A 13,639-nucleotide genomic window follows, 5' to 3' on the forward strand; every position below is an offset into this window, starting at 1 on the left:
GTTTGCGGACGATAACCAAGTCCCCAACAACCAGAGCAGGTCTCGCACTTGCTCCTGCGGCCGGGAGGGTCGTGGCCGGACAGGCGTGCCCTGTCAAACTCCTCGGAGCAATCCGAGGGAGAGTCTTCCGGATTCATCCGGGAGAGAACTCCAACTGGTCCTGGACTACTCCAGATCGATGTGCCCGTACCACCAGCGCTACCGCGAGCAGGCCCGTACCAATCAGGTGTCGGGCCTGCCCGCACATCTGGATGACGACACGCGCATACCGGCGGCGGTTCACCGAGATCCCCTCTCACCTCGGCCACATGGGCAAGACGGCCTACCACGCGGCGATGGACGCGGTGATCGACCACTACCTGGATTCGGGCTCCGCGGCTCCGGCGCTCGTGGTCTTCCAGACCGACGGCGGGCCGATCAACAAGCTCGCCGCGGAGAAGTACCTGTGCAAGGCGGCCGCTCTCCCGCTGTTCTGGCAGTTCGTCGGCTTCGGGAACACGCGCAGCTCGCAGTTCGACTTCCTGCGGCGGCTGGACGAACTGCCCGTCCCGGGCAAACGGGTCGTGGACAACGCGGGCTACTTCCACGCCGGCCCGGACCCGCGGACCGTCGCGGACTCCGAGCTGTACGACCGCCTGGTCGGGGAGTTCCCGGCATGGCTGGCGGCGGCCCGGGCGGCGGGCATCGTGCGCGCCTGAGCGGCGGCCGGGGGCACCTCGCGCTTTGATGGACGTATGACGACGAACAACTGGGCCGTGTTCGAGACGGCGGAACCGGACTTCGCGGCGGCCGTCGAGGCCCGCTTCGCGCAGTTCCCGCACCACGTCCTCGCGACCCTGCGCAAGGACGGGTCCCCCCGCGCGACCGGGCTCAATGTCGACATCCGCGGCGGCGAGCTGTGGCTGGGCATGATGCCCGGCTCGATGAAGGGCAAGGACCTGCGGCGCGACCCGCGCTTCGCCCTGCACACCAATCCGGGCGCGGGAGAGACGATGCCCGACGGGGACGTGCGGATCGCCGGGCGGGCGGTGGAGATCGTGGAGCCGCCCGAGCTCCACCGGTACGCGGAGGAGACCGAGTCCCCGCACCCCTTCGACCTCTTCCGCACCGAGCTGACGGAGGTCGTCCACGTCGGCGTCGAGGGCGACGACCTCGTGGTGCGCTCGTGGACCCCGGAGCACGGCCTGCGCACCCTGCGCCGGGGAGACGACGACGAGCCGGTCCGCGAGGAGGCGGTTCCCGAGAAGCCGGTCCCCGAGGAGCCGCCGGCCGGCTGACCGGCGGACCCCGTGGACCCTTCCGGTCACCGCACTGGGCCACAGCACTGGGCCACAGCACTAGCTGAGCGGCAGGCGGCCCTTCTTCGGGGCCTGCTGCTCGCCCACGTGCACCCAGCTCCGGTCGATGTTGATCGTCACGTCGCCGTACGTGGCGTCGTGGTCGCCCCGGAACTGGTGGGCCCGGCGCGCGCCGGCCCACTGCCCGGTGCCCTGGGGCAGTCCCAGGTCGGCGTCGGAGACGGAGGCCGCGCCGTTCCAGCGGGCCACCCACAGCACGTCGGGCATGGCCTCCGGGGCCTGGGCGTAGTGCGCGCTCAGCGCCTTGGCCCCGGAGCTCGCCGAGACGTAGGCGGCCGCCCGGTAGTCCAGTTCGTGCAGCCGGACCGTCCAGGCGGTGAGGTAGGCGACGACCGGGGCGTCCCAGGTGGCCCGGTCCGTGTAGTTCTCCACGTCGTTGTAGAGGACCGTGCCCTCGGCCAGCCCCAGGGCCCTGGCCGCCTGGGCGGCGCCGTCGGCGGCGGCCCGGCCCTGCTCATTGGCCTCGGAGGGGTCGGTGGACAGGCCGGTGGAGGAGCTGTGCCAGGGCTGGGGGCCGACCCAGATCGGCATCAGGTGCCAGCCCGCCGCGGTCTGCCGGTCGACCCACCCGGCGGTGAGCTGCGGCTGGGCGCAGGCCCGGGCGCGGCCGCCGATGTAGACGCCGACGGCGCCGAAGGGGGAGTCGCCGCGCCAGGCGTCCATGGCCCGCTGGGTGGGGGCGGTGCAGGCGTCGAAGCCCTCGCCGGTGTAGGGCTCCTGGACGGCGGTACGGGGGCCCGGGCCGGTCGCGACGGCCGGCTCGGCGGGTGCGGGGCCCGGGGCCGCGGGCGGGAGGAACGCGCGGGCCCGTCCGAGGACGCCCCGTACGGACTCGGGCGTGGTCGCGTAGGAGACGGTGGCCATCAGCCCGGCGCGGCGCAGTGCGTAGCGGAGCTCGTTGCTGTCGCCCCGGACCTTGGGCAGCGGGTCGCCCTCGTCCCCTCCGACGGTCGGGATGTCGGCGCGCGGCGGGGCGCCTTCGAGGGGTTCCAGGTGCAGGGTGTCGGCGCGGGGGGCGGCGGCGCGGCCGGCCGCGCATTCGCCCTGGGTGCCGGCGTGCCCGAGGTAGAGCGTGGGCAGGTCGAGGCGCAGGCAGGCCTCGGGGTTCCGGTCGAGGTCGACGACCCGCCAGTCGGCGGGGACGCTGAGCCGCAGCCCGCGGTAGTCGACCGTACGGCCGTCGGCGGCGCCCGGCTCGGTGCGCGGCTCGGTGCTCGCTGCGCCGGCTGGCGGTTCGCCGGTCCCGAGGGGGACGGGAGAGAGCAGCGCGGCGCCCAGCAGGCAGCTCAACATCATGTGGGAGGACAACATGTGACCCACTGTTACCAGAATGCGGGGCCCCTCCTCCGAGTGGAGAAGCCCCGCGACTGGCCCGTCCGGCCCAGCGGGCGTCCCCTTACCCCTGCTGGTCCTGGAAGGCGGGAAGGGCGAAGATCCGCTCCTTGCCCGCCTCCTCCATGAGCTCGACGAGCGGCAGCACCAGCTCCCACAGGTCCTGCTTGTCGACCTCGCGCACGAGTCCCTCGAGCTCCGCGTCGCCCAGCGCGGCGGCGGCGTCCGCCACCACCTTGCGGGCCTCCTCGGGCAGCACGCCGACCAGCGGCAGGAACGCGCCCCACAGCGCGGTCGCCACGACGGCCCGCACCACTCCGGCCAGGATCTCCGGATCGCGCAGGGAGCCCAGCCGGGCCACGGCGAGCCGGTCGTCCTCGCCGAGCAGCGCGACGAGCGGGAGCAGGGACTCCCACAGCCCCTCGGCGTGCGTCACCCGCACGAGCGAGTCGAGCTCGGGCCCGTCGAGGCGGGCGGTGAGCTCGGCGATCCGCAGCCGCTGGTCGCCTCCCACCATCGCGGCGATGCCGAGGGCCTCCTCCCAGAGCCCGCAGGCAGCGGCGGCCCGTACCACCGCGGCGAGCCGCTCGTCGCCCATCAGCTCCAGGATCCGGGGCAGCCGGTCGGGCAGGTCGACGTAGAAGCCGGCGCGCAGCACCGCCTCGTCATCCACCTGGTCCAGGATCCGGCGCAGCACCCGGTCCCTCATGTGGCCGACGAACCGGCCCATGGTGAGGTGGTCCCGGTGGTCGGCGAGGGTGACGGCGATGCGGACGACGAGCCCCTCGTCGAGCCGGTCGACGATCCCGGCGATCTTCCGGGGGTCCAGGTGCCCGCAGGCCTCCGCGGTGAAGGGGACGGGGAGCTTCTCGATGATGTCCGCGGCCCGGCCCGCCTCCAGCCGGCCGGCCACGGCGGCCGCCAGCCGGGGCCCGAGCGCCTTCTGCGAGATGGCGGCCGCCACCCCGGCCGGGACCAGCTTGGTCGCGGCGGCGATCCGGTCGAGCATCTCGGGCGCCCCGTCGTTCAGCACGCCGCCGACCTGCTCGCGGAACGCCCGTACGTCCTCGTCCGGAAGCCCGCGCAGGAAGCCGAGCTCCCCGGCGTCCACGCCCACCAGGCGGGCGATCTTCTCCACTTCGGCGCGGCTCACCGGAACAGCACCTTGCGTACGGCGCCGCGGGCGATGGCGGGCACCAGCTTGAGGGCCTCCTCGGCGGCTTCGCCGAGCCCCTCGGCCTGGCGCACCCGCTCCGCCTTCAGGGCTCCGGCGAGCCGCGCGAGCTCACCGGCGTCCAGTGACGCGAACGACGCGGGCGGTCGGGCGCCTCCCAACTCAGCGCTCAACCGGCCCAGTTCCTCATCGGTACGCACGGGACGACCTCCCACACCAGAGACGACGACGGCTCGCTCCGAGCGTGAGGCTGTATTGACTAATAGTCAATACTCGCGGGTAAGGCCGGCATCGGCCTTCAGTTCCCGCTCTCCACCAGCTCCTTGAGGACGAGGTCCAGCGCGGTGGCCCGTACGCCGAGCACGCGCTCGGTCTCGGAGGCGTCCACGCGCAGCGCCCGGTCGTACATGTACGCCATCTCCGGGACCTCGGCCATCACCGCGTCCCGGGCCACCAGTGCGGCCAGTTCCCCGGGCGTCGTGCGCCGCAGCCGCGGGCCGGGCGCACCCGCGGCTTCGGCGAGCCGGCCCGCCAGCGCCCGGATGGACAGCTCCGAGGTGGACGGCACGTGCCAGGCGCGGCCCCAGCCGTCCTCCCGGCCGCCGACCGCGATGAGGGTACGGGCCACATCGCCCACGTAGGACCAGGCGTGCGCCTCGTCCAGGTCGACCGGGAACACGGCCTCCGTGCCCGCGAGCACCGCCGGGACGGCCGTCCAGGTGAACAGCGAGAGCGCCCCTTCGCCGAGGAAGTCGCTTCCCCGGACCTCGGCGACGCGCACGCCCCCCGCCTCGTGGGCGGCCAGGGCCTCCTCCCACATCGCGGCGCGCACGCGCCCCTTGTCCGAGGTCGGCCGCAGGGGCAGACCGGGGGTCAGGGGCTCCGCCACTGGCCCGTACCCGTAGAGGTTCCCCAGCATCACGTAGTCCGTTCCGGTCCGCCCGGCGGCGGTGAGCAGGGAGGCCGCCAGCGGCGGGAAGGCGGTGCGCCAGTCCTGGTAGGCGGGGGCGGCCGCGTTGTAGAGGGTGCGCGCATCCCGGAGCAGCCCGGTGAGGCGGTCGGTGTCGGTGATGTCGGCGGCGACCCGCTCGACGAGCGGATGCTCGGGCCCACCACCACTGCGGGTGACGACACGGACCCGCTCGCCGGACGCGGCGAGCATGCGGGCGGTGGCGATGCCGATCGGGCCGGCGCCGGTGATGACGTGCACGGACATGGCTGTACTCCCCTGCTGAAGGCCTGAGTTGTTCACGCGATGGATCAACTCTCGCTCCGGGCGGCGCCGTACAGTAGTGGCCTGAATGCCAGCCATCCGGAGATTCGAGCCATGACGCCCCCTCCTCCGACCCACCGTCCGCACCGGGTGACGGTCATCGCGGTCCCCCCGGTGACCACCTTCGACCTGTCGATCCCGGAGATGGTCTTCGGCGCGACGCGCATCGGGGAGGACCCGGCCTACGAGGTGACGGTCTGCACCCCCACCCCCGGGGTCGTCACTGCGGCGATCGGCATCGACATCGTCGTGCGCCACGGCATGGAGGCGATCGAGCGGGCCGACACCGTGATGGTCACGGGGACGGGCGCGCGGGTCAGCGCGGACCCGCGGGTGCTGGACGCCTTGCGGGCCGCCGCCGCGCGGGGGCGGCGCATCGCGTCCATCTGCACGGGTGCATTCGTCCTCGCGCAGGCCGGTCTCCTCGATTCCCGTCGCGCAACGACCTTCTGGAGCATGTCGGAGGAGTTCAGGGAGCGCTTCCCCGCGGTCGACATCGTGCCGGGCGTGCTGTTCGTCGAGGACGACGGGGTGCTGACCTCGGCGGGGCTCTCGGCGGGGATCGACCTGTGCCTGCACATGGTGCGCGGCGACTACGGGGCCGCCGTGGCGAACGCCACCGCCCGCCTGGTGGTCGCCGCCCCCGCACGGCCGGGCGGCCAGGCCCAGTTCATCGAGACCCCGCTCCCGGCCGACGGCGACACCTCCCTCGCCGGGACGCGCGCCTGGGCCCTGGCCCGCCTGCACGAACCGACCACCCTGACCGACCTGGCCCGGCACGCGGGCCTGAGCATGCGCACCCTGACCCGCCGCTTCCGCTCCGAAACGGGCCTCAGCCCCCTGCAGTGGCTCCTGCACCAGCGTCTCCACCGGGCCCGCGAGATCCTGGAGACGACCTCCCTCCCCGTGGACCAGGTGGCCGCCCGGAGCGGCCTCGGCACGGCCGACTCCCTCCGCACCCACCTGGTCCGCTCCACCGGCCTCACCCCGACCGCCTACCGGGCCACGGCGCGGGTTCGCCGGCCGTAGGGCCGGAGGCGCGGCCCTACGGCCGGCGGGACGCTAACCGGTGGGGGCGGGGGCGGCGGCCCGTTCCAGGACCTCCAGCACGGTGTCCCGGAACAGCGTGGTCTTGTACGCGGTCTGCGGCAGCGGTCGGCAGCGGCCGAGGACCGTCGCGGCCGCCGCGGCCAGGACCTCGGGGGTGGCCTCACGGCCGATCAGCACGGCCTCCACCTCCGTCAGCCTCAGCGGAACCCGAGCCACGCCGCCCGCCGCTACGGCGGCGTGCGTGACCGTGGCGCCGTCCAGGACGAGCCGGGCGGTGGCCTCGACCAGGGGCCATTCGGCGTGGGCCCGGCTGGTGGCCCGGTGGCAGGCGGCTCGTTCTCCCGGCAGGGACGGCGGCAGCAGGACCGCGGTGAGGATGCGGTCGGGCGCCAACAGGTGGTCGGCACGGTGGAGCCGGTCGCCGTCCCCGTACAAGTCAGCGACGGTACGCGGCGATTCGCCGTGGACCTCGACCTCGGCGTCATAGGTGAGCAGGGCCATCGCGAGGGTCGACGGGTGCGGGGCGACACAGGGGCCATCGCCGGCGACCACGCCGAAATGGTGGTCGCCTTCGCGCGCGGGGCAGCCGGAGCCGCCCTTCTGGAGGCAGCTGAAGTGCGGATTGCGGTAGTACCAACAGCGGTTGCGCTGGAGCAGGTTGCCGCTCAGCGTGCCCGCGGCACGAACCTGCGGGGTCGCCGCGGTCCCGGCCGACAGTGCCAGGGCCGGCCAGCCGGAGCGCACCCGCGGATCGGTGGCCAGCGTGGCGAGCGTGGTCAGCGCGCCGACGCGCAGCCCGCCGCCGGGCAGTGGGGTGAAGCCGTGCAGCCCGTCCGCGCCGTCGAGGTCGGTGAACGGCCCCGGGGAGATCGCGCCGCGCTGTCGGGCGGTGGTGTCGGTGCCACCGGCGCGCAGCTCCCCGCCGCGGGCCAGGACGGCGGCCGAGAGGTCGGCGAGGGTGGGCTCGGTGCTCACGTAGCCAGTCCTTCCAGGAGCCGGTCGGGTCGGATGGGCATGTCGTACGGGCGCCGGCCGGTGGCGTCGTGGACCGCGTTGGCCAGGGCGGCCGCGGTCGGCAGGGTGGCGATCTCGCCGAGGCCGACTCCGCCGCCGGGGACGTGTTCGAAGCCCTCCTGGTGGAAGTGGACGGTGATCTCGGGGGTGTCTCCAATGCCGGGGACGCGGTAGTCCTCCAGGTTGTCGGTCAGCACCCGGCCGGTGGCCGGGTCGGTGCGCCGCTCCTCGAACAGGGCGTAGCCGACGCCCTGGACGACGGCGCCCTCGCACTGGCTGCGGGCGAGCCGTTCCTCGTGGATGCGGCCCGCGGCGATGCCGCTCCACACGCGCAGCGGGCGGATCCGGCCGAGCCGGGTGTCCACCTCCACCTCGGCGACCTGCACCGATCCGGTGAAGCCGCGGCCGATCGCCACGCCGCCCATGGTCAGGTTGAGGGGGGTCACGAAGCCCCGGCGGTCGCGGGGGCGCCGGCCGGTGACCCGTACGCCGTTCGCAAGCCCCAACCGGGAGGCCACGTCGCCGTCAGCGGCGCCGAGCGCGTCTCGCAGCCGTTCGGCGGCGTCCACGGCCGCGGGCACGATCGACGGCGTGGTGCGGCTGCCGCCGGAGGTGGGCCCGTGGACGGTGTCGCTGTGCCCGACCTCGGCACGCACCCTCTCCTCCGGCACGCCGAGCCCTTCGGCGACGGCCCGGCGCAGTACGGTGCGCGAGCCCGTGCCCATGTCCTGCACGGCGCAGCGGGCGACGACGATCCCGTCCTCGACGGTGAGCTCGACCTCGGTGACGGGGTCGAGGAAGTACAGCCAGTTGGCCGCTGCCACCCCGACGCCCCGGCGGAACCGCCCGGTGCCGCCGCGGGTCCCCGACCAGGCCGGGAGCGCGGCGGCCAGGTCGTACAGGGCGTGGCGCTTCGGGTTGCCGTCCCAGCGGCGGCGCAGCGCGATGGGATCCTCGCCGAGCCGGTGGGCCATCTCGTCGACGGCCTGCTCCAGGGCCCAGCACATCGTGGGTCCGCCCGGGCCGCGGAAGGGCGCGCCCGGCGGCCGGTGCGTGACGATGTCGAAGTCGCGGAGCCTGCGCGGCGCCTTGCCGTACATGAACCGGGCCAGCGCAGCCACGGTGCCGCCCACCGAGACTCCGCCGTCGGTGTCCACGTCCATGGCCAGCGCGCTCAGCTCTCCGGCGGCGTCCGCGGCCATCGCCAGCCGGATCCGCGTGCCGGGCCGGTACCCACCGTCGGTGAGCTCCTCGTCCCGGTCCAGCACCACCCGCACCGGGGCGCCGTGCAGCCGGGCCAGCTCCACCGCGGCGACGACGTCGGAGGTGAGCCCCATCTTGCAGCCGAAGCCGCCGCCCACGTGGACGGCCCGTGCCACGACCCGTTCGACGGGCACGCCGAAGCGTTCGGCGGCGAGCTCGGCCACCTGCTTCACCGACTGCGTGGACACCTCCAGGTGGAGGGCGCCGTCGACCCAGTGGGCCAGGCAGGCGTGCGGTTCGAGCGGCGTATGGCTCTGGGCGGCAGTCGTGAACAGCCCCTCGACCACCCGCTCGGGGCTGCGTTCCCGGCCCTCGATGATCCGGCGCACGGCCGTGGCGGGCCGCTTGCTCATGGCGGACGGGCCGCGCCGGTTGCCGCGCCAGCGGGCGGGCACCAGCTGGGGAGCCTCTCCGGAGCCGGGTGCCAGCTTGCGCGCCGCCTTGTCCTCGTAGACCAGCGGCCCTTCGCCGGCCCGGGCCCGGCCCACGTCGAGGGCGGCCGGCAGCACCTCGTACTCCACCTTGACCCGCTCGGCGGCCGCCCGCGCCGAGGCCCGGTCCGCCGCGGCGACCGCCGCCACGGGCTGCCCGACGTACCGCACCACCCCGTCGGGGGGCAGCAGCGGCACCAGCGGCAGGTCCCCGGCCTCCAGGGACCGTACGTGCGCGTGCGCGTGCGGCGAGCGGATGATCACCCCCTCCAGCAGCCCCTCGGGCCGGTGGTCGGTGGTGTACCGGGCGGACCCGTCGACCTTCTCCGGCGCCTCGGCGCGCGGCGGCGCCGGCACCTCCCCGTCGTAGTCCCCCACACAGGCCGCCGCCACGGCACTGAAGATCCCCTCGTACGCCCCACACCGGCACAGGTGCCCCGCCAGCGCCTCCGCGATCTCCTCCCGCCCCGGCCTGGCCCGCCCGTGCGCGGCCCGCCACCGCTCGAAGAACGCGGCCGCCTCGACCACGAACCCGGGGGTGCAGTAGCCGCACTGGAGGGCGTCCTCACCGGCGAAGGCACGCCCGACCGGGTGACCGGCCAGCCCCTCCACCGTCGTGACCCGCCGCCCGGCCAGCCGGACCGCCGGCGTCAGGCACGCCACCCGCGGCTCCCCGTCGACCTGGATCGTGCACGCCCCGCACACCCCGCCGGCGCAGACCAGCTTGGTCCCGGTCAGCCCCAGCCGCTCCCGCACCACCTCCACGGCGGCCGGATCACCGTCCACGTCCACCGCGCACGGGACGCCATTGACCTCGAACTCCACGAGACGCACTCCTCAACCGTGGGGGCGGCGACCCCCATACCTACCGGGCTCGCCTTCACCCCCCTTGATAACACCCCGGGCACCGGACCCCGCGCGCGTTCGGGGCGCGGAGGTGCGGGGGCCCCTGGCGCGGGGCTGCCGGGCCGGACCGCGCCGCGGCGCCCCGGACCGGGCCGCGGGCGTCAGCGGCGGCGGGACAGGGAATCCACTGTGTCGCGCAGGCCCGCGCGGTCCGTGCCCAGCTTGCGGTACACCGGGGACTGCTCGTCCTCGGAGACCGTCGTGTCCCCGGCCAGCAGCCGCTCGGCCACCTCCCAGTCGTCCTGGTCCAGGGCGTCGTCCCAGGGGGCCATGCAGAGGTAGCCCCCGCCCGCCGCCGCGTGCGCCTCCGACGCGATGCGCGTCAGTTCGTCCGCCCCGCACTGCCGGGCCGCGACCACCGCCCGCAGCAGCGCGTCCTCGTCCCCCCGCTCCACTCCCAGCGCGGTCAGCGCGAGCGCCAGCTCGTAGCCCGCCGGGGAAGCCGACAGCAGTTCCACCGCCTCCTCCAGGAGGGGCACCCTGTCGGCCGGCTCGGCCACCTCGGCCGCGACCCGCAGGGCCTGGCCGATGCCCGACGGGGCTCCGAAGGCACGGGCCTGACGGACGGCCTCCGCGGCCAGGGACCGGGCCCGGGCCGGGTCCTCGGCGAAGACCGCCCGGGCCAGGTGCAGGCGCCACGGGCACCAGGTCGGGTTCTGGATCCCCCGGGGGCTGAGCCTGCGGTCCACCGCCTCCAGCTCCGCCGCCGCGGCCTTCGCCTGGCCGCGTGCCAGCAGCAGCTCGGCGTAGACCGTCTGGGAGTCCGGGAAGACGACCGCCGCCGGGAAGGGCTCCCCGTACTCGTGCTCCTTCGCCAGCTCCCACGCCTCGTCCACCCGGCCCCGGGCCACCAGCGTGGTCACGAGGATCGCGATGGCGTACCAGTGCACGGGAGTGCGCCGGCCGACCCGCTCGGCGAGCCGCAGGCCCGCCCGCGCCAGCTCCTCCGCCTCCTCCAGCCGTCCGCGCCGGTAGCGGATGTAGGCGCGCAGGCTGTACGCGAAGGACAGGTGCGCCCCGCGCCAGCCCTGCCGCTCGAACTCGGCGGTGCCGGCCTCGAACAGCTCTTCGGCGCGCCCCGGCCGGTCGGCGTACATGTGGACCATGGCGACGAGCACGGGGACCTCGAACCCCCGGTCCTCGTACGCCCAGCTGAACTCGGTTTCGAGCACCCTGCCCGCGTGGTGGAGGACCACGTCGACCGGCTCCCCGCGCAGGCAGGCGTCCCACGCGCGCAGTCCGATCACGTACCGCTCGGTGAGGTCCCGCCCGGTCAGCCGGTCGGCGAGTTTCGCGAGCCGCCGCGAGCGCGCCGGGGAGTCGGTCTCGGCGGCGTTGAAGGCGTCCCACATGAACTGCTCGGACTGCAGCCGCAGCCGGGCGCGCACGTCCTGGGTGTACGGGATCTCCCGCGCGAGGGACTCCGAGGCCTCGGCGAGGCGGTCGCTGTGCGAGAGCACCTGGGCCAGCCGGATGACGATGCCCTGGCGCAGCGCCTGGTCCTCGAAGGGCTCCGCGAGGGCGGCACGCAGGTGGTTGACGGTGTTGGCGGGCTCGGTGAGCAGGGAGGCGCAGCCGAGCTCGTAGAGCACGGCCGCGCGCTCGTCGAAGTCCGGGGGCTCGCGCAGGGCCCGGGCGAGCTGGCGGCGGGCGGCTTCGGGGGCGCCGGCCCGCAGGTTCTCGCCGGCGGCCTCGCGCAGGGTGCGCACCACCCAGGGGTCGTTCTCGGGGTGGGTCTCCAGCAGGTGCCGGGCCGCCGCGGAGGGCCCGAGACCGGCGTCGACGACGGCCGCGGCGGCCTTGCCGTGCAGGGCGACCCGCAGGGCGTCGGGGATGGCGCGGTATATGGCGGTGGCGATGAGCGGGTGGACGAACTCCAGCCCGGCCTCGTCCTCTTCCCCGACTTCCTCGACGGCGGCCGACAGGATGCGGGCGTCGCGCAGCCGCCCGGTGGCGTCGACGGCCTCCTCGGCGCCGAGGCCCGCGACGCGGGCGGCGAGGTCCCGGGGGATGGCGGTGCCGAGGACGGCGCAGGCCCAGGCGAAGCGGACGGTGGAGGGGCCGAGGCTGTGCAGGCGGGCCACGAGTCCGCTGCCGCGCTGGGCGGCGGCGAGGTCGCGCAGCAGCGGGGCGCTGGCCTCGACGGGGGCCAGCCCCTTGTCCCGTACCTTCGCGGTCAGTTCGACGGCTTCGAAGGGGTTGCCGGTGGTGACGGTCCAGGCCTCCCGGCAGAAGGCGTCGTCGGCGTGCTCGCCGACGGCTTCGCGGACCAGGGTGGAGACGGCGTCCTCGGTGAGCGGTGCCAGGTTCAGGGGGCGGTGTCCGGCGCGGCCGGGCAGCGTACGGAAGGCCTCGGCGTGTGCGGGCAGTTCGTCGGGCCGGTAGGCGACGACGAGGAGCAGCGGGAGGTGTTCGGCGCGCGGGGCGAAGGCGGCGAGCCAGGAGAGGGACTCGGGGTCGGCCCAGTGGGCGTCGTCGAGGACGAGGGCGACGGGGGCGCGCTGCACGATGAGGTGGGTGAGGACCCAGTCGAGGCCGTCGCGCAGGCCCTGGGGGTCGGGCGGGGCGCCCTGTTCGGCGGCGCACAGGCCGAGGGCGGGGCCGACGATGGAGTACCAGCTGCCGAGGGCGGCGCGCAGTTCCTCGTCGGAGGTGCCGGCCAGCTGGGGCTGGATGAGCTGGCGGGCGACGTGGAACGGCTGGCTCTGCTCCTGTTCGCCGCCGCGGGCGGCGAGGACGGTGCAGGAGGCGGCGTGGGCGCGGCGGCGGACTTCGGCGAGGAGCGTGGTCTTGCCCAGGCCGGCGGGTCCGGAGAAGGCGAGCAGGGCGCCGTCCGCGTCGGGGCCCGGACCGGTGAGCTGGTCCAGGGCCTCCTCGACGGCGGCGAGCTCCGTGTCGCGTTCGAACATCGTGCGCCGTTTGCGGGTCCGGCGTTCCGTCATGGCTGGTACCCCCCAGGCCTGTTCGGGGGATCAGCGTACGCCCGCGCACTCACGGGGGAAGGCCCGTGCCGAAAAACAAGCTGATCTTCTTTTCGGCGGTGCGGGCCGGGGCTTCCCCCGGGCGGCTCAGTCCTGGGCGGAGCGCGCCGCGAGCGCTTCCAGGACGGCCACGGCCTCGGCGGCCCGGTCGGCGGCGACGAAGAGGTGGTCGTGGTGGTATCCGGCGATGACGTTGCAGCTCAGGCCGTGTGCGCCGAGTTCGGTGGCGAAGGCCGCGGTGAGGCCCACGGCGTCGAGGGCGGAGTGCACGCGCAGGGTGATCCACCCGGCGGTGTACTCGTAGGACAGGCCCGCGTCGTCGGCCTCCTCCTGGGCCAGGACGAGGGTGAGCCCCTCGGGTTCCAGGATGCTGGCGACGGGGGTGAGCCCGACGAGGGCCTCCGGGTCGGTGTCACCGGGGATGGTGCAGAACACGTACAGCCCGTCGTTCAGTTCGGGGCGCATTCCGCTCAGCAGTTTCCGCAGGTCGTTCTCTCCACTCATGCCCCCACCCTACCTATCATCCCGATATGACCGAATCGGCGGCGCGGGCCCCGGCCGGCGGCGCCCGGGCCGTCCCCGCGCAGAACGGCGGACGGCCCGGCCGGATGCCTCCGCTACGTGAGGTCGAACTCCCCGCCCCGCGCGTTCAGGACGAACCTGCGCCACTCGTCCGGTGCGAAGATCAGCGAGGGGCTTTCGGGGCGGTCTCCGTTGCGCATCGCGATGAAACCCTCCACGAAGGCGATCTGGACGTCCCCCTCCCCCCGGCTGCTCGACTGCCAGTCCGCCTCGGTCAGATCGAGATCCGGCTTTCCCCAGCCGGCCGGCGCCTGCGAAGTCATGCTCTCGGCCAC

The 13,639-nt window shown here is 74.7% G+C and carries 11 protein-coding genes and 1 pseudogene; 3 read left to right on the top strand and 9 right to left on the bottom strand.

The features are described from left to right. Positions 1 to 154: 154 nt before the first annotated feature. Together DRB96_RS08885 and DRB96_RS08890 are read left to right on the top strand one after the other, a co-directional pair. Positions 155 to 698 (top strand): annotated as a pseudogene (locus tag DRB96_RS08885) (VWA domain-containing protein); the annotation flags it as partial. A gap of 36 nt (positions 699 to 734) precedes the next feature. Then, positions 735 to 1,277, top strand: a complete 543-nt coding sequence (locus DRB96_RS08890) for a pyridoxamine 5'-phosphate oxidase family protein (RefSeq protein ID WP_112447930.1) — start codon at positions 735 to 737, stop codon at positions 1,275 to 1,277. Between the two features lie 60 nt (positions 1,278 to 1,337). Here the strand turns inward: DRB96_RS08890 and DRB96_RS08895 are convergent, their stop codons facing one another. From DRB96_RS08895 to DRB96_RS08910, 4 genes are all read right to left on the bottom strand, one after another. Further along, the gene (locus tag DRB96_RS08895) at positions 1,338 to 2,669 is read right to left on the bottom strand and encodes a glycoside hydrolase domain-containing protein (RefSeq protein ID WP_112447931.1); all 1,332 of its coding nucleotides are present in this window, start codon (positions 2,667 to 2,669) and stop codon (positions 1,338 to 1,340) included. An 85-nt stretch (positions 2,670 to 2,754) separates the two neighbouring features. Then, positions 2,755 to 3,843, bottom strand: coding sequence for a hypothetical protein (locus tag DRB96_RS08900; RefSeq protein WP_112447932.1), 1,089 nt, complete (start codon positions 3,841 to 3,843; stop codon positions 2,755 to 2,757). Then, a complete protein-coding gene (locus tag DRB96_RS08905) occupies positions 3,840 to 4,064 on the bottom strand; it encodes a hypothetical protein (protein WP_112447933.1) in 225 nt (74 codons plus the stop codon). The genes DRB96_RS08900 and DRB96_RS08905 overlap by 4 nt, the downstream gene beginning before the upstream one ends. Positions 4,065 to 4,162: 98 nt before the next feature. Further along, complete coding sequence (locus DRB96_RS08910) at positions 4,163 to 5,080, bottom strand: NAD-dependent epimerase/dehydratase family protein (protein ID WP_112447934.1); 918 nt, start codon at positions 5,078 to 5,080, stop codon at positions 4,163 to 4,165. A gap of 111 nt (positions 5,081 to 5,191) precedes the next feature. On the opposite strand from DRB96_RS08910, the gene DRB96_RS08915 reads away from it, so the two are divergent. Next, positions 5,192 to 6,166 carry a helix-turn-helix domain-containing protein gene (locus DRB96_RS08915; protein WP_112447935.1) on the top strand — a complete coding sequence of 325 codons (975 nt, stop codon included), beginning with the start codon at positions 5,192 to 5,194 and terminating at the stop codon, positions 6,164 to 6,166. Between the two features lie 33 nt (positions 6,167 to 6,199). Here the strand turns inward: DRB96_RS08915 and DRB96_RS08920 are convergent, their stop codons facing one another. The 5 genes from DRB96_RS08920 to DRB96_RS08940 all read right to left on the bottom strand — a co-directional run bounded on the left by DRB96_RS08920 (position 6,200) and on the right by DRB96_RS08940 (position 13,639). Further along, positions 6,200 to 7,162, bottom strand: coding sequence for an FAD binding domain-containing protein (locus DRB96_RS08920; protein ID WP_112447936.1), 963 nt, complete (start codon positions 7,160 to 7,162; stop codon positions 6,200 to 6,202). Continuing rightward, positions 7,159 to 9,729 carry a molybdopterin cofactor-binding domain-containing protein gene (locus tag DRB96_RS08925; RefSeq protein ID WP_204357681.1) on the bottom strand — a complete coding sequence of 857 codons (2,571 nt, stop codon included), beginning with the start codon at positions 9,727 to 9,729 and terminating at the stop codon, positions 7,159 to 7,161. Before DRB96_RS08925 ends, DRB96_RS08920 begins: the two co-directional genes overlap by 4 nt. A 173-nt stretch (positions 9,730 to 9,902) precedes the next feature. After that, on the bottom strand, positions 9,903 to 12,743 hold the full coding sequence (locus tag DRB96_RS08930) for an AAA family ATPase (RefSeq protein ID WP_112447938.1): 2,841 nt from the start codon (positions 12,741 to 12,743) through the stop codon (positions 9,903 to 9,905). Positions 12,744 to 12,869: 126 nt separating this feature from the next. Beyond that, positions 12,870 to 13,286: an ACT domain-containing protein gene (locus DRB96_RS08935; RefSeq protein WP_112447939.1), complete on the bottom strand. Its 417-nt coding sequence runs from the start codon at positions 13,284 to 13,286 to the stop codon at positions 12,870 to 12,872. Positions 13,287 to 13,399: 113 nt separating this feature from the next. Next, positions 13,400 to 13,639 carry a DUF397 domain-containing protein gene (locus DRB96_RS08940; RefSeq protein ID WP_112447940.1) on the bottom strand — a complete coding sequence of 80 codons (240 nt, stop codon included), beginning with the start codon at positions 13,637 to 13,639 and terminating at the stop codon, positions 13,400 to 13,402.

Source organism: Streptomyces sp. ICC1 (genome assembly GCF_003287935.1).
GTDB classification, from domain to species: domain Bacteria; phylum Actinomycetota; class Actinomycetes; order Streptomycetales; family Streptomycetaceae; genus Streptomyces; species Streptomyces tritrimontium.

Excerpts from the sequence above, each read along its gene's own strand:
- DRB96_RS08890 (WP_112447930.1), top strand. The coding sequence starts at position 735 with ATGACGACGAACAACTGGGCCGTGTTCGAGACGGCGGAACCGGACTTC.
- DRB96_RS08895 (WP_112447931.1), bottom strand. The coding sequence starts at position 2,669 with ATGTTGTCCTCCCACATGATGTTGAGCTGCCTGCTGGGCGCCGCGCTG.
- DRB96_RS08910 (WP_112447934.1), bottom strand. The coding sequence starts at position 5,080 with ATGTCCGTGCACGTCATCACCGGCGCCGGCCCGATCGGCATCGCCACC.
- DRB96_RS08915 (WP_112447935.1), top strand. The coding sequence starts at position 5,192 with ATGACGCCCCCTCCTCCGACCCACCGTCCGCACCGGGTGACGGTCATC.
- DRB96_RS08930 (WP_112447938.1), bottom strand. The coding sequence starts at position 12,743 with ATGACGGAACGCCGGACCCGCAAACGGCGCACGATGTTCGAACGCGAC.
- DRB96_RS08935 (WP_112447939.1), bottom strand. The coding sequence starts at position 13,286 with ATGAGTGGAGAGAACGACCTGCGGAAACTGCTGAGCGGAATGCGCCCC.